This window comes from Variovorax sp. HJSM1_2, from assembly GCF_049316285.1.
Taxonomy (GTDB): domain Bacteria; phylum Pseudomonadota; class Gammaproteobacteria; order Burkholderiales; family Burkholderiaceae_C; genus Rhodoferax_B.
Genome location: NZ_JBMOXA010000045.1, coordinates 1 through 22,343 on the forward strand (window position 1 = coordinate 1; position 22,343 = coordinate 22,343).

The window sequence follows — 22,343 nt, forward strand, 5'->3', positions numbered from 1 at the left end:
CAGACGTCCAAGCGCCCCGGACGGGCGCATCAACAATGAACTTTGAAGAACTGAATCTGGCCCCTGCCATTCTGGAGGCCGTGCAAGAGCAAGGCTACACCTCGCCAACGCCTATCCAGGCCCAATCGATTCCTCTCGTGCTCGCCGGCCATGACCTGCTCGGCGGCGCCCAAACCGGCACCGGCAAGACGGCTGCCTTCACCCTGCCCCTGCTGCACCGCCTGAGCGTTGGTGAGCCCGTGCAAAACAAATTCGGCGGCAAGGGCATTCGCGCCCTGGTGCTGACCCCCACCCGTGAACTCGCCGCCCAGGTCGAAGAATCGGTGCAGACCTACGGCAAGAACCTGAAGCTCACGTCGACCGTGATCTTTGGCGGTGTGGGCATGAACCCGCAGATCAACCGCGTGAAAAAGGGTGTCGACATCCTGGTGGCCACCCCCGGCCGCCTGCTCGATCTGCTGCAACAAGGCGTGCTGGATCTAGGCCAGGTGCAAATGCTGGTGCTCGACGAAGCCGACCGCATGCTCGACATGGGTTTCATCCATGACGTGAAGAAGGTGCTGGCCGCTGTGCCCAAAGAAAAGCAAAGCCTGCTGTTCTCGGCCACCTTCAGCGACGAAATCCGCGAACTCGCCTCCTCGCTGCTGAAAAACCCACAAAGCGTGCAGGTCACGCCGCGCAACACCACGGTGCAACGCATCACGCAAGTGATCCACCCCGTGGGCCGTGGCAAGAAGAAGGCGTTGCTGGCGCACATCATCCAGCAACACAACTGGAGCCAGGTGCTGGTGTTCACACGCACCAAGTTCGGTGCCAACAACGTGGCCGAGTTCTTGACGAAGAACGGCATCCAGGCCATGGCCTTGCACGGCAACAAGAGCCAGTCGGCGCGCACCCAAGCCCTGCAGGGCTTCAAGAGCGGCGACATCCGTGCCCTGGTGGCCACCGACATCGCCGCACGCGGTATCGACATTGACGAGTTGCCACACGTGGTGAACTACGAAATTCCCAATGTCTGCGAAGACTACGTGCACCGCATCGGCCGTACCGGCCGCGCGGGTGCCGAAGGCGCAGCCGTCAACCTGGTGTGTATGGACGAAGAAGGTTTCATGCAGGACATCGAACGCTTCACCAAGCAAGACATCGCTGTGCAAGTGGTCGAGGGCTTCGGTCCCGAGCCAGGTGAAAAGGCCGAGCCCATCGCCATGGGCCGCCAAACCATCTGGGGTGGTGCCGGCAAGCCGCCAAGCCGTGACGTGATGCAGGCGGCGGCCAAGGCTGCGCGCTCGGAAATGATGCAACGCATCCGCGACAACAAGGGTGCTCAAGCCGGTGGTGGCAACGCTGGCGGCGGTCGTCGTCCCGAAGGCCGTGGTGACCGTGCGGATCGTGGTGAAGGCCAAGGCGCCGCTGATACACGCGGCCCACGCCCACCAGCACAAGGTCGCGGCGGCCGTGGCCCACGTGGTCCCGGTCAAGGCGGCGGTCAAGGCAATGGCCAGCAACGCTTTGGTGGCCAACGCGGTGAAGGCGGCGGCTACGGTGGTGGCCAGGGCGGCGCACGCCAGCCCGACCCCACCCGCACCGCAACCCTGGGCGGCCGCTCCGGCCCTGCCCCACGTCCTGCCGGCGGTCAACCAGATCCTATGCGCACCAGCGTCGACATGATGGCCGATCGCGGTCGCCGCAGCTTTGGTGGCGGCGGTGGTTATGGCGGTGGCAACCGCAGCGGTGGCGGCGGTGGATATGGCGGCGGCCGTAGCGGTGGCGGCGGTGGCCGTGGCGGCTCCGGTGGTCGCGGTGGTTCTGGCGGCGGCTTCGCGCGCTAAGCTGACCCGCAGACAACGCTGCCTTCACCGGCAGCGTTCAGCCAAACAAAAAGGGGCCGGTACTTGCGTACAGCCCCTTTTGTCATTCTGCTGCCCGCCAAAAGCTCAAGCCAAATAGCACTCAAGCGCTTCAAGATTCTGCGTCAGCAGCTATCCTTTTTGAGATGCTGTTCAATCACGCACAAACAGCGTCTGCAGCGGCACGTCGCCGACCTGGCGGCTCCAGTGGCCGTGCACCTTGGGGTCAAACGTGGCGCCTGCGGGCAACACGTCGGCTGAATAGAAATGCTCACCAGGGCTGAAGATGCGTGAGCTGCCATCTTGCAGGCCAATCTCCATCTGCCCTTGCAGGATCACCACCCACTGCGTGGTCACCGTGCAATGGAATTGGCTGCGGAAACCCACCGGGCTATGGCGCAACTGGTAACCGCCGGAAGGCGCCAGCACCGACAACAAGGCTTGCGGATTGCCCTCGCTCAGCGGCACGGCTTCTTCGCGGAATTTGGCGACGCCATCGTTGTCGGTGAACAGAATGACTTTGATGAAGGTGGTCATATTTTTAAGATCAAAGTTGGGCGGTCACACCGCCATCGACATACAGGATATGCCCGTTGACGAAGCGCGAGGCTTCGCTGGCCAAGAATACCGCGGCCCCGGCGAGTTCCTCCACATCACCCCAGCGGCGGCTGGGCGTGCGTCCGGTCAGCCATTCGCTGAACTTGGGGTCAGCCACGAGTTTTTCGTTCAGCTCGGTTTTGAAGTATCCGGGGCCAATGCCATTGACGTTGAGGCCATGCGGGCCCCAGTCAATCGCCATGCCCTTGGTGAGCATCTTCACCGCGCCCTTGCTGGCGGCATAGGGTGCAATGCCGGGTCGGCCCAGCTCGCTTTGCACCGAGCAGATGTTGATGATCTTGCCGCGGCCGCGTGGAATCATCTTCTGCGCCACCGCCTGGCCCACCAGAAACACGCTGTCGAGGTTGGTGCGCATCAGCTCTGACCAATGTGCCGCCTCGTAGTCCTGCAGCGGCCCACGGCGTTGCATGCCGGCGTTGTTGACCAGGATTTCGATAGCGCCTATGGATTCTTCGATCTCGGCCACGGCCGCTTGCGCAGCGCCGGGCACGGTCACGTCAAAAGCCCTGGCGTGCACCTGCAGGCCCTCAGAACGCAACAGCGCTTCGGTCTCGGCCAGCTTGTCGGCACGGCGTGCGTTCAGCACCACGGTGGCGCCGGCCTGGCCCAGGCCACGCGCCAGGGCCAGGCCAATGCCGGCCGAGGAACCGGTGACCAGCGCGATGCGCCCGTCCAGCCGAAACGATTGCATGAGGGAATTGTCTGCTGTCATGTTGAAGCTTTGTGATGGGGTGGAAAGGTGGCGGCCGCCACGGCGGCCAACACCACGGAGACGATCTCGGCCACCGGGCGCTCCACTGAGAACGCCAGGGCGCCCTCTTCTGGACCGGGTGGCTCCAGCGTCTGCAATTGCGAGTCGAGCAGCGACGACGGCATATAGTGTTTGCCGCGGCTGCTCATGCGCTGCATCAGCACGGCCCTGTCGCCATGCAAATAGACCAAACCCAGATTTGGTGCACCTTGGCGCAACATATCGCGGTAGCGCTGCTTGAGTGCCGAGCACGAAAGCACCAGCCCCTGGTTCTGCTGCGCGGCAAGCGCCAGCCGCTGCGCCAGAATGCCCAGCCAGCCCTGGCGGTCTGCGTCGGTCAGCGGTGTGCCGGCGGCCATGCGGGCGACGTTTTCCGCTGAATGGAAATCGTCGCCTTCAAGGTAAGGCAGATCCAAAGCCTGGGCCAGCGCGGCACCCACCGTGCTTTTGCCGCAGCCGCTGACACCCATGACCACCAGAATAGGCCGTGGCTCTGTCGCGTTTGCGGCCGACATCGGCGTCGCTTGACCGGGCTTGACGTCGGTCTTGGGGTTCATTCCAAACGCTTGGTCGTGCCCTGGTCAAACAAATGCGTCTTGGGCGCGTCGACCCGCAGGTAGACCGTGTCGTCGGCCTTGGCATCGGTCCGGCCGTGCATCACCACCACCAGGCGCGACTCACCCACCTGCACCAGCAGTTCGGTCTCGGCGCCGGTTGGCTCGACCACGATCACCTGGGCCGCAATGCCGTTGCTGCTGTCGCCAAAGCTGATGTCGGTGGGGCGCACGCCATAGTGCACGCCCTGCCCGTCCTGGCCCTGCGTCAGTGCAGCCACGGGCCACTTCGCGCCCTCGGCTTCGACCCAGCTTTGACCGTCGGCCCGGCGCAGCTTGCCCTGCAGCACATTCATGGACGGCGAGCCTATGAACTGCGCCACAAACAGGTTACCCGGACGGTCGAACAGTTCCAGCGGCGTGCCGATTTGTTCGACGATGCCGTCGTGCATCACCACGATGCGGTCGGCCATGGTCATGGCTTCGATCTGGTCGTGGGTCACATAGACCGTGGTGGTTTTCAGGCGTTGGTGCAGCGCCTTGATTTCGGCACGCATGGCCACGCGTAACTTGGCATCCAGGTTGGACAGCGGCTCGTCGAACAGGAACACCTTGGGATCACGCACAATCGCGCGGCCCATGGCCACACGCTGGCGCTGGCCGCCGGACAACTCGCGTGGATAACGGTCCAGCAGTTTGTCCAGATTCAGAATACGTGCGGCATTGCCCACGCGCTGCTGGATCAAGCCGGCATCGGCATTGCGCAGGCGCAAACTGAAAGCCATGTTTTCGCCCACCGTCATGTGGGGATACAGCGCGTAGCTTTGGAACACCATGGCGATGTCGCGATCCTTGGAGTCGAGCTCGTTGACCACCTTGGTGTCGATCGCGATCTCACCGCCGCTGATGTCTTCCAGGCCCGCCAGCATGCGCAGCAGCGTGGATTTGCCGCAGCCCGATGGGCCCACCAGCACCACGAACTCACCATCGGTGATGTCGAAGCTGATGCCGTGGATGATGTTGACCTTGCCAAAACTCTTCTGAACGTTCTTGAACGATACGGATGCCATTTTTCTCTTTCGTTTCTTACGACTCGGACTTTGTTTCTTCGCCAGGGATACCGTGGCACCAACTTTGCTGGGCCACCGGTATCGCCCCCTGCAAGGGGGAAGGCGTAGCGACACGCAGTGCGCGAAGACTGGGGGTTAGCTTTTGACTGCTCCGGCGGTAAGGCCCGAGACCATGTAGCGTTTGAAGGTGTAGTAAATGGCCGCAGGCGGCAAGGCATAGATCAGGCCGGTGGTCATGAGCAGTTCCCAGGGCGAATCATCAGCCGCCAGGAAGTTGCCCAGCGCCACGGCCAACGTCACGCTGCGGTCGTTGGACAGCAGCAGGAACGCATACAGGTACTCGTTCCAGGCCAGCAGCAAGGCGTAGGTCCCCACCGCCACCAGCGACGGCACCATCAGCGGCAAATACACCAAGCGGAACAGTTGCAGGGCCGAGGCGCCGTCCATCTTGGCGGCTTCATCCAGCTCGAAGGGCAGCTTGTCGGAAGCCTGCTTCAGCACCCAGATGCAATACGGCGAGGCGATGGTCACCATGGCCAGGATCAACGACCATTGGCTGTTGAGCATGCCGTAGTTGCCCATGGTCTTGTACATGGGCACGGCCAGGAACGCGGCCGGGATGAAGTACGTGACCAGGGCCATGTTCAGCACCGTGCGGCCGCCACGCACCTTCAGGCGGCTGATGGCAAAGGCGGCGCAGGTGGCGACGATCAGCGTCAATGCACCGACCGATACCGCAATCAGCAGCGAGTTGCCCAGTTGCACCCAGAAGTGATCCAGGTAGAAGTGCTTGCGCTCGAAGACGATGCGGAAGTTGTCCAGCGTCGGGCTCTTGGGCCAGAGACGGCCCGAAGTGGCCGAGTCTTTGGGCGAGAGTGCAAACAGCACCATGTGGTAGACCGGGATCAGCGTCCACAGCAAGACCGGCAGGCCGATCAGCAGCAGCTTGGCTTCGGTGGTAACGGCCCGTAGGCTCCAGCGCTTCATTTGGACAACCTTTTCATCATGAAGTACACGAGTGGCAGCACCAGCGGCATGGCCACCACGATAGAAGCCATAGACAAGTCCACCATGTCCAGCCGCAGGTAGCGAATACCCAGCGTGGCCAACACATGGGTTTGGTCGGCGGGGCCGCCACCGGTCAACAGGTAGACGCTGTTGAAGTCACCCAGGGTCCAGATCATCGACAGGATGGTGGAGGTGAGATACAGGTTGCGCATCGACGGCCAGGTGATGAAACGGAACTTCTGCCACGAAGTGGCGCCGTCCACAGAGGCGGCTTCATACTGCTCACTCGGAATCGCCAAACGACCGGCGACCAGGATCAAAGTCCAGAAAGGCAATGACTTCCAGATGTGGGTCAGCATGGACAGCGACAACGCCAGGATGGGGTCGTTGAGCCAGTTCGGGCCGTCCAGGCCGGTGAGCCGGAAAATCGTGGCGTTGATGACGCCCCACTCCGGATTCAGCATGAAGCGAATCGACAGAATGGTGGGAATCGATGGCAAGGCCCAAGGCAGGATGAAGATCGCCGAAACAATCTTGATCCACCAGCGCTCGGTGACAAAAAAGCCCGAGAGTATCAGTGCCGCCACCATCTTCACGTTGATCGCCACAAACAGAAAAACGATGGTGTTGATCAGCGCGCGAAAAAATATGGGGTCTTCAAAAAGATGCTCGTAACTAGAGGGAGAACGTGCCAACCAAAGACCATAGCCAATGGGATACAGCACAAACGCCAGAAAGACCAACAGATAAGGGATGACAAACATCCGGCCCCAGAACTGCCACGAAGAATCCTTCTTTAGAGACTTCGCTACGGGTAAGTTGGGGGCTGAAACAGCAGCTTGATTCATAGTGTTCTGGCGAGCGGGCACCCCCGCAGTAGCCACGTGGGCGGCCACCGCGGGGTACAGGGCTCGTGCTTACTGGGCTACGACTTTGATCCGGGCAATCATTTCATCAACGGCCTTATCCACGGGGATCTTGTCGTTGATGACGCGGTTCATGGCCTTGGCCCAAACGTTTTCGTTGTTCAGGATGGTGAACTTGTAGTTCTTGGTGAACTCGAACGGCACGGTGCCGGCAGCGTACTGGTTGTAGACCGACAGGCGATGCGGGTCAGCCTTCCAGAACGGACGTTGTTGCGCGGCTTTGGTCACAGGGAACCAGCGGCCCAAAGCACCTTCCACGTACGGCGTCAGGTTTTCCTCTTCCAGCAGGAAGGCGACGAATTCCTTCGCACGCTTCTTGTTCTTCGCGTCCTTGAACACCACACCGGTCTTCACCGCCGTGCGGTAGACCATCTTGGTGCCGTCAGGCTTGTTCGGGAAGCCGGCCGTGCGGATGCGCTGCGTGTAGTTCAGCTTGGCGGCTTCGCGTTGCTCTGGCGTGAGCGCGGCGTTGTTCGAATCATCCAGCCACTTGGCGGCGATCGAGATGGTGGCGTTGTGCGTCAGCACCGTGGTCTTGTTGTGGAAGGCGACGTTGTTGTCGGGGTCCTTCCAGCTGGTGGACGACGGTGGTGTGCAGCCCTTTTGGTAAGGCGCCACGTAGTCGGTCACGGCGTTGATCAGGCCGGCGCGCACCGATGGATCATCGACCAGCAGCTTGCCGCTGTCGTTCACCAGCTTGACGTTATACGCGTCCATGAAGGTCAGGAACGAGTAGAACGAATCGGAGGCGTCCACACCCATGGGTTGGCCGATGCCGAAGTCGCGGTTACCCGTGGCCTTGCGGCTGGCGGGTTGCACCTTTTCGCACCAGAAGCTCCAGTAGTCTTTCCAGCCGGTGGGGATGTCGCTTTCCTTGAAGCCGGCAGCGGTCAGCATGTCGAGCCAATACTCGATGTGCATGGTTTGCTGCTTGATCGGGAAGGCGTAATAGGCGCGGCTCTTGGTGGCGTCGTTGTAGAGGAAGGTGGTTTCCACCGTGTTCGGCGCAAAACGCGACAGCGATGGGCTGATCACGCTGGAGATGTCTTCCAGCTTGCCTTCATAGGCCCACTTGGCGGTGACCTGGAAGTCGTACACGTCGGAGTAGGCCACGTCTGGTGGGCTGCCCGAATCCATGGCGGCCACGGTCTTGGGAATCATGTCCTGCACCGGGTACTGGGAGAGTTCAACCTTCACCCCCTTGTACTTGGCTTCAAACTTCTTGATGGCCTCGAACAAGGCGTCGTCTTCGGCTTTGTAAAAGCCCTTGACCCAGAAAACAGTCAGTTTTTCTTGCGCGGACGCATGACCTGAGGCGATCAGCCCCGCAGCCATGAGTGCCGCCGTGGCGACCAATTTAAATTTCATCTTATGTCTCCTCACTGTGGTGGTTGAAAACCCGTCCGATCCCGTGTTGCGGCAGCGCTCAAGCTGCTTTCAACGCCGGAGCCGGTTTACTCAGCCGCGGTAGGCGCCGGCGTGCCGCCAGGACTTGCTCGATGTCGTCGTGTGCGCCATCGATCAAGACCAGGATGGCCTGCTCAGCCCGAGCGACATCCTTCTTTGCCACTGCATCGAGCACCGCCCGGTGCAATGGCAAGGATTTGCGAGGACCATCTTTTTTAATGGTCGAAATTTCAAAACTGGTGCGTAGCAAAGCACCCAAGGCCTTGCTCATTTGAATCAACATCCGGTTGTGCGAGGCGCGCAGCAAGCCCTGGTGAAAACGCAGGTCGTAGGTGACGTAATCACCGCCCTGCGTCACCGCGCGTTTCATGCCGGCGTAGGCTTCTTCGATGTTGGCCAGGTCTTCGGCCGTGGCCCGGCTGGCCGCGAGGCAGACGGCTGCGGGCTCGACCACGCGGCGCAGGTCTTGCAGGTCACGAATGAACTCGGCCGACAGCCCGGTCTTGGCCTGCCAGGCGATCACGTCGGCATCGAACCAATTCCAGTCGTCCGACGGCAGCACCCGCGTGCCAACCTTGGGCCCCGTGTGGATCATGCCTTTGGCCACCAGCGACTTGATAGCCTCGCGCACCACCGTGCGGCTCACACCCAACTCTTCACACAGCACGGGTTCTGGTGGCACCGCCCCGCCCACCGGATAACGTCCGGCGACGATGGCTTCACCCAGAAAATCAACAGTGTTGCCGTGTACGTTTTTAATGATCATGGGTGGTTACTCGGGATGGGCGATCATCAAAAAAACGATGGGGCGATGGTTCTGGGAAATACCCTTGAACGGTCTTGTGAAAACCCTAGACCGGCACACGCGTCAACAACGGCTTGCCGTTGAAGTGCGCCTGCAGGTTGCCAAAGGCCAGGTCGGCCATGGCGCGGCGTGTCTGCCAGGTGGCGCTCGCAATATGCGGCGTCAGCACCACGTTGTCGAGTACACGCAACTCCTCGGGCACGCTGGGTTCGCCGTCAAACACATCGAGCGCGGCACCGGCGATGACATTGTTTTGCAGCGCCTGGATCAGCGCCGGCTGGTCGACCACCGTGCCACGCGCCACATTGATCAGGAAACCGTTCGGGCCCAGGGCTTTCAGCACTTCGGCATTGATCAGGCCACGCGTAGCGGCACCGCCCGGCGTGATGACCATCAGAAAGTCCACTTCGGCGGCCAAGGCCGTAGCACTCGGGTAGTAGGTATACGTTGTATCGGTGCGCTGGGTGCGCGTGGTGTAGGCGATGGACATGCCAAAGCCTTCTGCGCGCTTGCCGATGGCCTGGCCGATGCGGCCCAGCCCAACGATGCCCAGACGCGCACCCGTCACCTTGCGCGCCAAAGGCATGGGGCCACTGGGCCAGAGACCGGCACGCACATATTTGTCGGCATGCGGCACTCGGCGGGCAATCGACAGCATCAGGGTGATGCCCATGTCGGCCACATCGTCGGTCAGCACGTCCGGCGTATTGGTCACGGGAATGCCGCGCTCGGTGGCGGCAGCCACATCAACGCCGTCGTAGCCGACACCAAACACAGTGATCACTTCGAGTGCGGGCAGTTGGTCGATCAGAGCGCGCGGCACCTTGGATTCGCCATTGGCCTGAATGCCACGGATGCGCGGCGCGATGGCAGCAAAAGCGGCGGGGTCGGATTCGTGGATGCGGTCATGCACGGTGAACTCGGCTTGCAGCGCTTCCATCAGCGGAGGCCAGAGTTTGGCAACAACCAGGATATCGGGTTTGGACACGTTTTATTCCTTTTGGGTGTGACACCGGATATGGCGCCAAGACCACTTCAAACAGTTGAATTCGTCAAAAACTGATTCTTATCATATGACGATTGAAGCGCCCAACTATAGGAAAAACCCGCAAGCAAATCGCGCGCTTTTGCAGCACCATCGGGGCCTCTGATCTCCCGCATTTCACACGCGCAGACTCGCCTTCAATCATCATATGATATGTTTTTGACGATCAAAAAACCTAGATTTAACAACGATCTAGGCAATCCATGACAAAAGGCGTGTCACGCATTACTTTTTTGACATCACTCCAAAGCCGCACAAAACCATGAGCCAAAAACCACGCAAACAGCCATCAGAATTACGCAGCCAACAATGGTTTGGCCGCCAGGACCGCGACGGTTTTGCCTACCGCAGCTGGGTCAAAGGCAAAGGTGTGCCACACGACCAGTTCGATGGCCGTCCTGTCATCGGCATCTGCAATACCTTCAGTGAACTCACCCCCTGCAACAGCCACTTCCGCACCCTGGCCGAACAAGTCAAGATCGGTGTGTATGAAGCCGGTGGTTTTCCGCTCGAATTCCCGGTGATGTCGCTGGGCGAAACCCTGCTGCGCCCCACCGCCATGCTCTACCGCAACCTGGCCAGCATGGACGTGGAAGAAAGCATTCGCGGCAACCCTATCGATGGCGTGGTGCTGCTGATGGGCTGCGACAAAACAACGCCCGCCCTGCTCATGGGCGCGTCCAGCGCCAATCTGCCCAGCATCGGTGTGTCTGGCGGCCCCATGCTCAACGGCAAGTGGCGCGGCCAGGAGCTGGGCTCGGGCACCGGCGTGTGGAGCATGAGTGAACAAGTGCGCGCCGGCACCTTGAAGCTGCAGGACTTTTTTGAAGCCGAGAGCTGCATGCACCGCAGCCATGGCCACTGCATGACCATGGGCACGGCCTCCACCATGGCCAGCATGGTCGAAGCCCTGGGAATTGGCCTGCCCGGCAACGCGGCTTATCCCGCCGTCGACGGCCGGCGCAACGTGCTGGCGCGCAATGCCGGTCGGCGCATCGTCGAGATGGTGCATACCGACCAGAAAATTGGCGATGTGCTGACGCGCGAAGCGTTTGAAAACGCCATCCGCACACTGGCCGCGATTGGCGGCTCGACCAACGCCGTGATCCACCTGATCGCCATCGCTGGCCGCCTGGGTGTGCAGTTGAGCATTGACGATTTCGAGCGCCTGGGCAGCGAACTGCCTTGCCTGGTGAACCTGCAGCCTTCGGGTGAACACCTGATGGAAGACTTCTGCTATGCCGGTGGCCTGCCGGTGGTGATGAAGGAGATCCAGCACCTGCTGCACCGTGACATCGTCACCGTGAGTGGCAAGACCGTGGCCGAGAACATTGCCGATGCGGAGAACTACGACCCACGCGTGATCAAGAAGTTTGACGAGCCGTTCAAGGAGAAGGCCGGCATTGCGATTCTGCGCGGCAATCTGGCGCCGCGCGGCGCCGTCATCAAGCCCAGCGCGGCCACACCGGCGCTGATGGTGCACACCGGCCGCGCCGTGGTGTTTGAAGACAGCACCGACTTCCATAAACGCATAGACGATGAGGCTCTGGACGTGGACGAAAACTGCATCCTGGTGCTGAAGAACTGCGGTCCCAAGGGCTACCCCGGCATGGCCGAAGTGGGTAATATGCCGCTGCCGCCCAAGGTGCTACGCAAAGGTATTACCGACATGGTGCGCATCAGCGACGCACGTATGAGCGGCACCGCCTACGGCACCGTGGTGCTGCACACGGCCCCCGAGGCTGCGGCCGGTGGCCCGCTGGCGATTGTGCAAAACGGCGACATGATAGAGCTCAACGTGCCCGAGCGCCGTATGCAACTGCTGATCAGCGACGAAGAATTACAACGCCGCCTGGCGCTCTGGCAACCACTGGAGCCGCAACTCAAGTCCGGCTACTGGAAGCTCTACGTCGACCACGTGCTGCAGGCCGACCAGGGAGCCGACCTGGACTTTCTGGTGGGCCAGCGCGGCGCGTTTGTGCCCAAAGACAACCACTGAGGACAAGCACTGGGTTTAAGCCACAGCTGAATGCACAAAAGGCCGGGAGCAATCCCGGCCTTTTGGTTTTAGGGCGAGCGCAACAACTCAGTGCCGCTTGCCAATCTCCACTTCCTCACGCGTCCAGGCCTTGGCTTGCTCGCTCAGGCTCAGGCCCAACCCCGGCCGTGTCGGCACCAGCATGCGGCCGTTTTGGATTTCCAGGCGCTCGTTGAACAGCGGCTCCAGCCAGTCGAAATGCTCGACCCAGGGCTCGGTGGCGTAGACCGCCCCCAGGTGCACGTGTAATTCCATCGCAAAGTGCGGCCCCAGGCTCAGGCCGGCATTTTCGGCCTGGGCGGCAATCTTCAGGAAGGGCGTGATGCCACCAACACGTGGCGCATCGGGCATCAGGTAGTCGGCCGCGCGGTGGCGGATCAGCTCACCATGCTCGGCCGCGCTGGTCAACATTTCGCCGGTGGCAATGGCGGTGTCGAACTGCGCCGCCAACGCGGCGTGGCCTTCGAAGTCGTAGGCGTCGAGTGGTTCCTCTATCCACACCAGGTTGTATTGCTCGAAGATGCGGCACATGCGCTGCGCCGTGGGTCGGTCCCACTGCTGGTTGGCATCCACCATCAGCGGCATGTCGTCGCCCAGGTGTTTGCGCACGGCTTCCACACGTTTGATGTCGAGCGCGCGGTCGGGCTGCCCCACTTTCAGCTTGATGCCGCCTATGCCGCGCTCACGCGAGGCGGCGGCGTTCACCAGCAGTTGATCAAGCGGAGTATGCAAAAAGCCGCCCGAGGTGTTGTAACACTGCACCGAGCTGCGTTGCGAACCCAGCAGCTTGGACAGGGACAAACCTGCGCGCCGCGCCTTCAGGTCGTACAGCGCCACGTCGAACGCACCTATCGCCTGCACCGCCATGCCGCTGCGCCCTACCGAAGCACCGGCCCAGCAGAGCTTGGTCCACAGACGTGAAATGTCGCTCGGGTCTTCGCCTAAAAGCGCGGGCGCCACCTCTTTTGCATGCGCAAACTGGCCGGGTCCGCCCGCGCGTTTGGAGTAGCTGAAACCCAGGCCCCGGTGGCCGTCCTTGGTTTCGATTTCGACAAACAGCATGGCGATCTCGGTCATGGGCTTTTGCCTGCCGGTCAGCACCTTGGCGTCGCTGATGGGGTTGGCCAGTGGCAAATAACACGAGGCGATGCGTATCCAGGTGATGCTGTCACCAACGGTCTCGGACATGTGTCAAATCCTCAGTCAATGGTGATCTTGCCGGTCTCTATGACCTTCTTCCAGCGTGCGTATTCGGCTTGCTGGAACGCGGCAAACTCGGCCGGTGTGTTGGCTACAAGCTCAAAGCCAATGGAGGTGAATTGGTCTTTGACCTTGGGGTCGTTCAGCGCTTCCACAAAAGCAGCGTGGGCCTTTTCCAGCACGGCGGGTGGCAGGCCCTTGGGCGCCACGATGGCTTGCCACGACGCCACTTCCACACCCTTCACACCGGCTTCAGCCAAGGTGGGCACATCGGGCAACACAGGGGAACGCTTGGGGCTGGTGATGGCCAGCGCGCGCATCTTGCCGCCCTTGATGTATTGCGCCACGGCATTGATGTTCTGGAACGAGGCATCAACCTGTCCGCCCATCACGTCGGTCTGTGCGGGTGCGCCCCCTTTGTAGGGCACATGGATGCCGGTAGTGCCGGTTTGCTGCCAGAACAGTTCCGCCGTGAGGTGGTCGCTGGAACCATTGCCCGCCGATGCAAACGTCATCTTGCCGGGGTTGGCTTTTTCATAGGCGATGACATCTGCCACGCTTTTGTGTGGCGAGTTGGGTGGCACCACCAAGACGTTGGCCGACTGCACGGCCACCGTCACCAAGTCGAAGTCTTTTAACGCGTCGTACTGCAAACCCTTGAGCAGATGCGGCACGATGACCAGCGGGCCCAGCGAGGTCACCAGAAAGGTGTAGCCGTCGGGTGCGGCGCGCTTCACCAGCGTGGCGCCAATGGTGCCGGTGGCGCCAGGTTTGTTGTCGATCAAGAAAGACTGCTTGAACTTGTCGGTGAGCTTGGGGCCTACGGCGCGGGCCACCTGGTCGGTGGAGCCGCTGGGGGGGAAAGGCACGATCAGCGTGACCGGTTTCTCAGGCCAGGCCTGTGCATTGGCGGCCAAGGCCGCAAAGGCCAGGGTGATGGAAGTCAGAATCTTTTTCATGCGTTGTCTCTCAAAGTTATTGAACTGAAGGGGGCTGGCGTGCCCAGGCCAGCCAGCCCTGTGACGGTCAAGGCAGATCAGGGCAGATCGACGATCTCAATCCAGTTCGGGTTCTTGCCCACGGCCAAACGGTTTGGCGAGCCCAGCGCGCCCGTGGCGGGATCGATGGGGTAGACCGCCACGTGGTGCGACTCCTGGCCGGCCGCCACCAGGAAGCGGCCGGTGGAGTCGATGGCAAAGCCGCGCGGGGTTTTCTCCGTGGCGGTTTGCCCCAGCGGCTGCAGCAAGCCGCTACCCTGGTCTACGCGGAAGCTGGAGATGGTGCTGGAGGTGCGTTCGGACGCGTAGAGGAACTTGCCATCTGGCGACAAATGCATGTCGGCCGCCCAAGGCTTGCCGGTGAAGCCCGCAGGCAGCGTGGTGGTGCGCTGCAGTTCACGCAGGGTGCCCTTGGCCGCATCCCAGGCGTAGACATACAGCGAAGCATCGACCTCGTTCACCAGATAGGCATAACGCTGGGCCTTGTCCCACAGGAAGTGGCGTGCGCCAGACTTGGGCGCGGTGGACACCAGTGCCGGATCGTTGGCGGTAAGCACACCTTTGTCGGCATCGAAGCGCCAGATCGAGACGTTGTCGCCGCCCAGGCTGGTGGCCACGACGAACTTGTTGGTTGCATCCGCATGGATGGCGTGGGCGTTGGGTGCCGTGGGGATGAGCTGCTGTATCGCGCCGACTGCGCCGTCCTTGCCAATGCTGTTGACGGTGATCTTGTGGCCCGGGAACGAGGCCGCAAACAGCCAGCGGCCGCTGGCGTCGAGGTCGATGTTGGCCATGCTGTCGGCCAGCGGGGCTTCACCAATTTTCTTCAGTTTGCCGTTGGCCGCATCGATGCTGAAGCTGGTGACACGAAACGGCTGCGAGCGCAACGCGGCGTACAGGAACTTCTTGTCCTGGCTGACCACCATGGGCATCACCATGCCGCCCACCGGCACCAGATCAACAGGCTTCACCGTCCCCTGGGCACGATCGAGTTCCAGCACCGAAATGTCTTGGCTATCAGCATTCGAGACGTAGACAAATGTGGCCGCACTGACGGCATTGCCAACCCCCATTGCCAAACACAAAGCCGATGTGGCCAACACCGCACCAGCCACATTGCCAGACCTGAAAGACACCTGCATAAACCGTCTCCATTTTGAATTTGAAATCAATCGCTTCTTTTGATGTCATACGTCGTCATACAACAAGACCATTATTTGAGAATGAAAAATGGGCTGTCAATCACCAAAACCCTGTTTCAGATCGCCGCAAATAGAAAACATCCGGCCTCTCTTGATTTCAATTTGCAGCGGATTAAAAGCAAATGATGTGATTTGATTTTTTACATAGCGCCAGATTTAAATAAGGTAACGTTATCAGACGACTACCTCTTTCGAGGTAGTTAAAGAACCTAAGTCCTACTCTGGCGCCAGGTGTTTTCAGCTACGGAATGAGGGCTGGACAACCCATGCATTGATCAGCGCCAATGATTTTCTGAGACACAAAAGCGGAATATTTGCGTAGAACGGTCGTTATGCCGCCATTCATTTGGGGCGCTTGATTAACTCAAAGCCCAATACTCACTCTCGTCAAAATCTAGGGTATGCCCCTAAAAAGTGCATATTGACGGGCTCGGCAATGTAAAGATATCGTTACCAAGTCAGATGTACGACATCTGACTTTTAGATTCATTTACAACCCGAGGAGACAAAATGCATGTGAAGCAACGACTGATTCTGCTGAGCACCATCGCCGCGGCGGCTTTGGCCGGCTGCGGCGGCGGCGACGCATCCGATAACCTGGCGCGCGAACAAGGCAGCGCGGTCAAGGGCAGCACTGGCACAGGCTCGATCAAGCCCATCACACCGGTAGACCCGCTGGTCGCCGCTGCGCAGCCGGCCCTATCCGAGCAACCGCTGAACACCATCGTCGCCAAGCGCATCCTGCCGCAGATCGACCGCTTTTTCGACCAACTGGTGGCCCAGCGACTGGACACCGAGATCGACGGCGTGAAGGTGTTTGCCGCCAACAGCGGTGACAAGTTCCTGCCCGGCAAGGTGGCGATTGGCATGTCCTACCTGCTGATCAACACGCCCACCAGCGACCCGAAGTTCGCCGCCTATCTGGCGGGCTACAAGGACATTGCCGACTTCACCATCGACACCACCAACGAGTCCTGGGGCATCTACTACTACACCTCGGCCCTGGTCAAACTGAAGAAGGCCGGCCTGCTGGAGCAAGCCGTGAGCCCGGCCACACTGGAAAAGCTGCGCACCAAGCTCGACTTCCGCACCTTTGTGCGCCCCGACTATTCGTTGATCAACCTGCCGACCAACTACTACGGCGTGGCCTTCAGCATTGCGCGCCTGCGCTACCTGCTGGGCTGGGAAACGGCCGAGGCCAGCGAAGTGCTGCTGCAGAAGATGATGAACCACTACAAGACCTTCTCGGCCTTTGGGTTCTCGGACGAGACCGACGGCAGCGGTCGTTTTGACCGCTACAGCATCTTGCTGATCGGCGAAATCATGCAGCGCCTGATCGAGACCGGCATGGAGCCCTCGGCCGGCGACACCGCCCTGCTGCGCGGCTGGTTGCGCCAGTCGGTCGACGTGATCAAGGCCAACCTCAACCCTGCCGGCAACGGCGTGTCGTTCGGCCGCAGCCTGGCCGCATACGGCGACACCGCCTTCACCGAAGTGCTGTCGGCGGCGGCCCACCTCAACGTGCTGAACGCCGAGGAAAAAGACATTGCCTATGCCTTTGCCACACGCATTGCCGCGAAGTACGTGGAGTTTTGGTACGACGAAGAAATGCAATCGCTCAACATGTGGGAGAAAGGCCGCCGTGTCGACTCCTACCGTGGCAAGGCGCGCATTCTGGGCGAGAACCTGAGCCTGTCGCACCAACTCATCTACACCGCCAACCTGTGGAACGCCGATGGTTACGGCACCAAGGCGCCGATTGGCACAAGCCAGTTTGTCAGTTACCTGAACACCCTGCCGCGCAGCACACTCACAAAGTTTGCCGGTTTTGATGGCGGCGCTGCCACCTACGACCGTGGCCTGGTGACCTACCGCGACGGCCTGCGTGTGTTCAACCTGCCGCTGGTCAACGGCGCCACCACCTACCACCGCACCAACCCGTACTTTGCGGTGCCACACTCGTACAACATGCTCTCTGGCGTGGCCGACACGCGTTGGCCGCAACTGCAGCCGCAGTTCACCATGAGCAACAACCAGGCCTTGATTCCGGCCTCGTACATCAAGAACGTGCAAACCCAGGAGCTGGGCAGCACGCTGAAGGTGAACTACACGCAGGATGCAATGGACCGCACCACCGGCGGCGAGCCGGTGAAGGACACACGCATCACCTCCAAGACCGAATACAGCTTCGAGCCCGGCCAGATCACCCGCATCGACACCTACACCCCCACGGGCAACCAGGGCGTGAACAAGATCGAGCTGGAGTTCGGCAGCTTCTCCACGGGCGTGACGCAGGTGGGCAATAGCTTCAGCTTTGCCAGCGGTGACGTCACCGGCTTCACGCTGGAAGGCCTGAGCAATTGCACCGCCAGCGACGTGAGCGCAAACGTGGACTACAACACGCCCACCGGCCCGTTGAAGACGGCTATCAAGTGCTCGTCTGCGGCCAGCACGCTGAACGCGCCGCTGACCATCAAATGGGTGCTGAAGTACCGCTCGCCATCCATCGCTTCGTTCAAGCCGCAATGAGTTTGACGCACTGTTTTAAGCACATCTTCCAACTTTCAGAACTGATCAACATGAAACAACTCCATCGCGCCCTGCGTGCCATTGCCGTTCCCGTTTTCGCTGCGTTGCTGCCTTTGCTGGCGCAAGCCGTGCCCGTCACTTTTGATGTTGCCGGCATCAAGAGCCTGGGTGAAATAGGCGCCGCCACCAACACGGTTAGAGAAATCAACGTCGGCGCCAACGCCGAAATCAAAGGCATTAGCTACACCGTCAACCTCACTTCGGTTGACCCCAGCTGGCTGTCCGAGATGAGCCTGCAGTTCAGTGACAGCGCGCAATCCGCTGGCGTCGTGCTCAAATTTGGCAACGACGACCATTTCGGCACGGCGACCTACAGCGACAGCCTTGACCTGGTGGCGCTGGGCCTGAACTTCATGGTCGGCAACGACGGCATCTTGCGACTCGAGTTCTTCGACTCGTATTTCGACAACCTGGGTGCTTTCGACGGCAGCTGGAACTTCGGCAGCATCAGCTTCGACGTTGCCTCGGCCAACACCGTGCCCGAGCCCGCCAGCCTGGCACTGGTGTTGCTGGCCCTGGCTGGCATGGGCGTGACGGCATCGCGCCGCGCTTGCGGCAAACGATAGGACAACTCAAGCCACGCGGCCGAACCAGCGCAGCGACAGCCATCCGGCAAGCAGCGCCACCAGGGCCGCGCCCAGCGCCATCAGGCTAGCAATCTCGGTTTCGCGGGTCTGCACCTGCAGCCGCGAACCGAGTTTTTCGTAGACACTGCGCAGTTCCTTGGCGGTGCCGGCATAGTGGTATTCGCCGCCGGTCATACGTGCGACTTCGCGCAGCGTGGCTTCGTCCAGCTTCAAATACATGGGCATGCCGTCCGCCGCCGAAGCTTCGCCGTCCACCGTGCCCAAACCAATGGCATAGATGCGCACACCACGGTCGGCGGCCATCTTGGCCGCGGCCAGGGTGTCTATGCCGGTGGTACGGCGACCGTCGCTTAGAAGAATGATGGCGGCCGATTCATAGGAGCCAGGCGGCACGGGTGTGATCTGCGGTGGTGCTGGCTTGGCGCTTTCGTCCAGGCTGCGTCCGCGGCCATTGCCGCCGCCTCCAGCCGATGCACTTCTGGATACGCCGCCAAACGTCATGTCCCCCACATCCAAACGGTGCTCGGGAAAAAGCTCGGCCAGGCACACCACGATGGCATTGCCCACGGCCGTGCCCATCTGCATTTGAAAGGCGTCGATGGCGGCCGCCAGCGCATCGCGGTCGCGCGTGGCGGGCAACACCACCTGGCTGCTGGCGGCAAAGGTCACCAGGCCCACCTCAATGCCCTTGGGCAATTCAAGCAGGAAGGATTTCGCAGCCTCTTGAGCCGCCACCAGGCGTGTGGGCAACACATCGGTCACCCGCATGCTCAGCGATACGTCCATGGCCAGCATGATGGTGGAGCGCGACCATGGCAAGGTCACCCGTGTGACCGGGCGCGCCGAGGCCAGCAACAGGCCCGAACAGGCCAGCAGCAACAACGCCGGCGGCAGGTGCTGGCGCCACCGGCGCCCGGTCGCCGCCGCGCGCACCACACCCAGGCTGCTGTAGCGCAGCGCCGTTTTGCGCCTGCGCCGCAGCAGCCACACATAGGCTGCCAGCAGCAGCGGCAGTGCCAACATCAGCCAGAGGAACTGGGGCCACAAGAAGAACATGGGTAGCGAACCTAAGCCTGGGCTTGCCTCGTGCCGCCTCACATGCGTCTTGAACCGATTCAAGATACACGGGCACACGGTGCACGAGATTCCCGCAGTGCAGCAATATCGTGCCCGGGATGCAGACACTTGGCAACCTGTTCCGACCGTCCCTTTCGGCCGCCGCAGCGCGACGGCGCCCTACTGCACCAACTGTGCCCAGGCTTTGTCGAGCCGCTTGCTGCTCACCGGCTGCGGCGTGCGTAATTCCTGAGCGAAAAAGCTCACGCGCAACTCCTCCAGCAGCCAGCGGAATTCGAGCATGCGTGCGTCCGTCACGCCCTTGCGCTCGGCCACCAGGCGCCAGTAGCGTTGTTCTTGCGGGCGCAATTCGGCCAGGCGTGCGCTGTCGCGCGCCGGGTCGGCGCGGTATTTGTCGAGTCGTGCGGTGATGGCCTTGAGGTAGCGCGCAAAGTGCTGCAAAGCCGGCCACGGCGTGCTGGCCAGAAAGCGTTTGGGCATCAGGCGAGCCAGTTGCTGGGCCGCATCGGCCGTGGCGTCGGGCGCATTCTTCGTGTCCTTGAGCTTGCGGGCGGCCACGGCGTACTCCGTCAGTATGGTGTTGCACAGGCGCGCCACCTCGTTGGCGATCAGCGTGAGCCGGCCACGGCCTTCGTCGATGCGTTGCTGGAAGCTCAAGGCGTCGGTGGGCAGCGGATCGAGCAGAAAGGCGCGATCCAGGGCCACGGCGATGATCTGCTCGCGCAACTCATCCATCGTGCCGCCGCCCGAACCATCGGCCGCCTTGCCCACCTGCATGTAGACCACGCCCATCTTTTGCAGATCGGGAATGTTCTTTTCCAGGTACTTCAGCGCGTCCTTGATCTGCAGCGCAAACAGACGGCGCAGGCCGGCACGGTGTTTGGCGGCGGCGACTTCGGGTTCGTCGAACACTTCTATGGTGACGGCGTCACCAGCGTCTATCAGGCCGGGGTAGCCGATCAGCGTTTGGCCGCCCTTTTGAATTTCGAGCAGTTCGGGCAGTTCACCAAACGTCCAGGCGGTGTAGCGCTGGTCGGCCTTGGTGGCGGGTTTTGCTTCTTTTTTAGGAGCTATCCGCGCTTCTGTAGATTGCGCGGAGCCCCCTTTTTGCTCTGAACCCTGAGAACCAGAGGAAGCGGTGGTCGTTTGGGCCAGCTTCAACCCCGCCAGCGCCTGGAACGCCCCGCGCGCCTGCGATCCCAGCTCGGCCTTCAGCGCACCGATGTTGCGCCCGGTGCCGAGTTGCCGGCCATGTTCGTCGACCACACGGAAGTTCATGAACATGTGCGGCGGCAGCATGTCGGCCTTGATGTCGGCGCGCACGATGTCCAGCGAGGTGGCCTGGCGCACCAGCTTCAGCACGGCATCGACCAGCGCGCCCTGGCCGTAGACCTCGGGCGCGTTCAGCGTGGCGGCCATGCTGGCGGCGGTGTCGGGCAGCGGCACCAGGCGCGAGCGTGGGCGCTGGTGCAGCGTTTTGATCAGCGCCTGTATCTTGTCCTTCAGCATGCCGGGCACCAGCCATTCGCAGCGCGCTTCATTCACCTGGTTCAGCACAAACAGCGGCACGGTCACGGTCAGGCCATCTTTGCTGTCACCAGGCTCGTGCAGGTAGGTGGCGGCGCAGTCCACACCGCCGAGGCGGATGGTTTTGGGGAAAGCGTCGGTGGTGATGCCGGCCGCTTCGTGGCGCATCAACTCTTCGCGCGTCAGCATCAACAGGCGCGGCTGGCGCTGTTGTTCGTCTTTGTACCAGCGCTCGAAACTGGCGCCGCTGTAAACGTCGGCCGGCAATTGCTGGTCGTAGAAAGCGTAGATCAGCTCGTCGTCCACCAGCACGTCCTGGCGGCGCGCCTTGTGCTCCATCTCTTCCACCTGGCGGATGAGCTTGCGGTTGCTGGCCAGGAACGGCAGCGGGGTTTCCCACTCGCCGCCCACCAGGCCTTCGCGGATGAAGATTTCGCGCGCGCCCACGGCGTCGACGCGACCGTAGTTGGTGCGCCGGCCGCTGTAAATCACCAAGCCGTACAAGGTGGCACGCTCGAAGGCCACCACTTCGGCGGCCTTCTTTTCCCAATGCGGGTCGACCAACTGCTTCTTCAGCAAATGCCCGGCCACCTGCTCCACCCATTGCGGCTCGATATTGGCCAGGCCACGGCCAAACAGGCGTGTGGTCTCCACCAGCTCGGCGGCGACGATCCAGCGGCCGGGTTTCTTGCTCAGATGTGCGCCGGGGTGGCGGTGGAACTTGATGCCGCGCGCGCCCAGGTATTCGCTCTGCGCGACCTCATCACCCTCGGTCTTCCAGCCTATGTTGCCCAGCAGACCGGCGAGCATCGATTGGTGGATCTGCTCGTAGCTCGCCGGGGCGGCGTTGAGCTTCCACTTGTGCTCGGCCACCACCGTGGCGAGCTGGCTGTGGATGTCACGCCATTCGCGCACGCGGCGTATGCTGACGAAGTTTTGCCGCAGCAGTTGCTCGTACTGGCGGTTGCTGAGTTTGTGGGTGGGCGCGTCCAGGCCCTTGGGCAGGTGGACCTTGCCCTTGCCGCCGATGTTGGCAGCGCCTACCGCCGTGCCCGGCGCTGCGGGCGCACCACCACGCGCATCAGCCAGCCATT

General features: G+C 61.4%; 18 protein-coding genes. 4 read left to right on the forward strand and 14 right to left on the reverse strand.

What is annotated here, in order from left to right; all coding sequences use genetic code 11:
- The first annotated feature begins 35 nt into the window (after nt 1-35).
- Entirely contained in the window at nt 36-1,829 is a 1,794-nt protein-coding gene (locus tag ACFQ95_RS25115; RefSeq protein ID WP_422835557.1) for a DEAD/DEAH box helicase, read from the forward strand.
- Between the two features lie 171 nt (nt 1,830-2,000).
- On the opposite strand, the gene ACFQ95_RS25120 is transcribed toward ACFQ95_RS25115, so the two are convergent.
- The 9 genes from ACFQ95_RS25120 to ACFQ95_RS25160 form a co-directional block, all read right to left on the reverse strand.
- The gene (locus tag ACFQ95_RS25120) at nt 2,001-2,384 is read right to left on the reverse strand and encodes a hypothetical protein (protein ID WP_422835559.1); all 384 of its coding nucleotides are present in this window, start codon (nt 2,382-2,384) and stop codon (nt 2,001-2,003) included.
- A gap of 10 nt (nt 2,385-2,394) precedes the next feature.
- Nucleotides 2,395-3,177, reverse strand: coding sequence for an SDR family oxidoreductase (locus ACFQ95_RS25125; RefSeq protein ID WP_422835561.1), 783 nt, complete (start codon nt 3,175-3,177; stop codon nt 2,395-2,397).
- The gene (locus ACFQ95_RS25130) at nt 3,174-3,773 is read right to left on the reverse strand and encodes a gluconokinase (protein ID WP_422835563.1); all 600 of its coding nucleotides are present in this window, start codon (nt 3,771-3,773) and stop codon (nt 3,174-3,176) included. Before ACFQ95_RS25130 ends, ACFQ95_RS25125 begins: the two co-directional genes overlap by 4 nt.
- On the reverse strand, nt 3,770-4,840 hold the full coding sequence (locus ACFQ95_RS25135; RefSeq protein ID WP_422835565.1) for an ABC transporter ATP-binding protein: 1,071 nt from the start codon (nt 4,838-4,840) through the stop codon (nt 3,770-3,772). The genes ACFQ95_RS25130 and ACFQ95_RS25135 overlap by 4 nt, the downstream gene beginning before the upstream one ends.
- A gap of 135 nt (nt 4,841-4,975) precedes the next feature.
- Nucleotides 4,976-5,827, reverse strand: a complete 852-nt coding sequence (locus ACFQ95_RS25140; RefSeq protein ID WP_422835567.1) for a carbohydrate ABC transporter permease — start codon at nt 5,825-5,827, stop codon at nt 4,976-4,978.
- The gene (locus ACFQ95_RS25145) at nt 5,824-6,696 is read right to left on the reverse strand and encodes a carbohydrate ABC transporter permease (protein ID WP_422835569.1); all 873 of its coding nucleotides are present in this window, start codon (nt 6,694-6,696) and stop codon (nt 5,824-5,826) included. Before ACFQ95_RS25145 ends, ACFQ95_RS25140 begins: the two co-directional genes overlap by 4 nt.
- A 69-nt stretch (nt 6,697-6,765) precedes the next feature.
- Nucleotides 6,766-8,142: an ABC transporter substrate-binding protein gene (locus tag ACFQ95_RS25150; protein WP_422835571.1), complete on the reverse strand. Its 1,377-nt coding sequence runs from the start codon at nt 8,140-8,142 to the stop codon at nt 6,766-6,768.
- Nucleotides 8,143-8,200: 58 nt separating this feature from the next.
- On the reverse strand, nt 8,201-8,944 hold the full coding sequence (locus ACFQ95_RS25155; protein WP_422835589.1) for a FadR/GntR family transcriptional regulator: 744 nt from the start codon (nt 8,942-8,944) through the stop codon (nt 8,201-8,203).
- Between the two features lie 88 nt (nt 8,945-9,032).
- Nucleotides 9,033-9,974: a 2-hydroxyacid dehydrogenase gene (locus tag ACFQ95_RS25160; protein WP_422835573.1), complete on the reverse strand. Its 942-nt coding sequence runs from the start codon at nt 9,972-9,974 to the stop codon at nt 9,033-9,035.
- A 319-nt stretch (nt 9,975-10,293) separates the two neighbouring features.
- Here ACFQ95_RS25160 and ACFQ95_RS25165 point away from each other — a divergent pair, with 319 nt between their 5' ends.
- Nucleotides 10,294-12,030 (forward strand): IlvD/Edd family dehydratase, encoded by a 1,737-nt coding sequence (locus tag ACFQ95_RS25165; RefSeq protein ID WP_422835575.1) that lies wholly within the window; start codon nt 10,294-10,296, stop codon nt 12,028-12,030.
- 87 nt (nt 12,031-12,117) lie between these two features.
- Here ACFQ95_RS25165 and ACFQ95_RS25170 read toward each other — a convergent pair whose 3' ends face one another.
- The 3 genes from ACFQ95_RS25170 to ACFQ95_RS25180 all read right to left on the reverse strand — a co-directional run bounded on the left by ACFQ95_RS25170 (nt 12,118) and on the right by ACFQ95_RS25180 (nt 15,340).
- Nucleotides 12,118-13,257: an L-talarate/galactarate dehydratase gene (locus ACFQ95_RS25170; RefSeq protein WP_422835577.1), complete on the reverse strand. Its 1,140-nt coding sequence runs from the start codon at nt 13,255-13,257 to the stop codon at nt 12,118-12,120.
- Nucleotides 13,258-13,268: 11 nt separating this feature from the next.
- Nucleotides 13,269-14,228 carry a Bug family tripartite tricarboxylate transporter substrate binding protein gene (locus tag ACFQ95_RS25175; RefSeq protein WP_422835579.1) on the reverse strand — a complete coding sequence of 320 codons (960 nt, stop codon included), beginning with the start codon at nt 14,226-14,228 and terminating at the stop codon, nt 13,269-13,271.
- Between the two features lie 77 nt (nt 14,229-14,305).
- Nucleotides 14,306-15,340, reverse strand: a complete 1,035-nt coding sequence (locus tag ACFQ95_RS25180) for a lactonase family protein (protein ID WP_422835591.1) — start codon at nt 15,338-15,340, stop codon at nt 14,306-14,308.
- 639 nt (nt 15,341-15,979) lie between these two features.
- Between ACFQ95_RS25180 and ACFQ95_RS25185 the strand changes: the two genes are divergently transcribed.
- Complete coding sequence (locus tag ACFQ95_RS25185; RefSeq protein WP_422835581.1) at nt 15,980-17,998, forward strand: hypothetical protein; 2,019 nt, start codon at nt 15,980-15,982, stop codon at nt 17,996-17,998.
- Nucleotides 17,999-18,048: 50 nt separating this feature from the next.
- Nucleotides 18,049-18,624 carry a PEP-CTERM sorting domain-containing protein gene (locus ACFQ95_RS25190; RefSeq protein ID WP_422835583.1) on the forward strand — a complete coding sequence of 192 codons (576 nt, stop codon included), beginning with the start codon at nt 18,049-18,051 and terminating at the stop codon, nt 18,622-18,624.
- Nucleotides 18,625-18,630: 6 nt separating this feature from the next.
- On the opposite strand, the gene ACFQ95_RS25195 is transcribed toward ACFQ95_RS25190, so the two are convergent.
- A complete protein-coding gene (locus ACFQ95_RS25195; RefSeq protein ID WP_422835585.1) occupies nt 18,631-19,701 on the reverse strand; it encodes a VWA domain-containing protein in 1,071 nt (356 codons plus the stop codon).
- A 180-nt stretch (nt 19,702-19,881) separates the two neighbouring features.
- A partial coding sequence (locus ACFQ95_RS25200) for a DUF3418 domain-containing protein (protein WP_422835587.1) occupies nt 19,882-22,343 on the reverse strand: 2,462 nt, incomplete at its 5' end.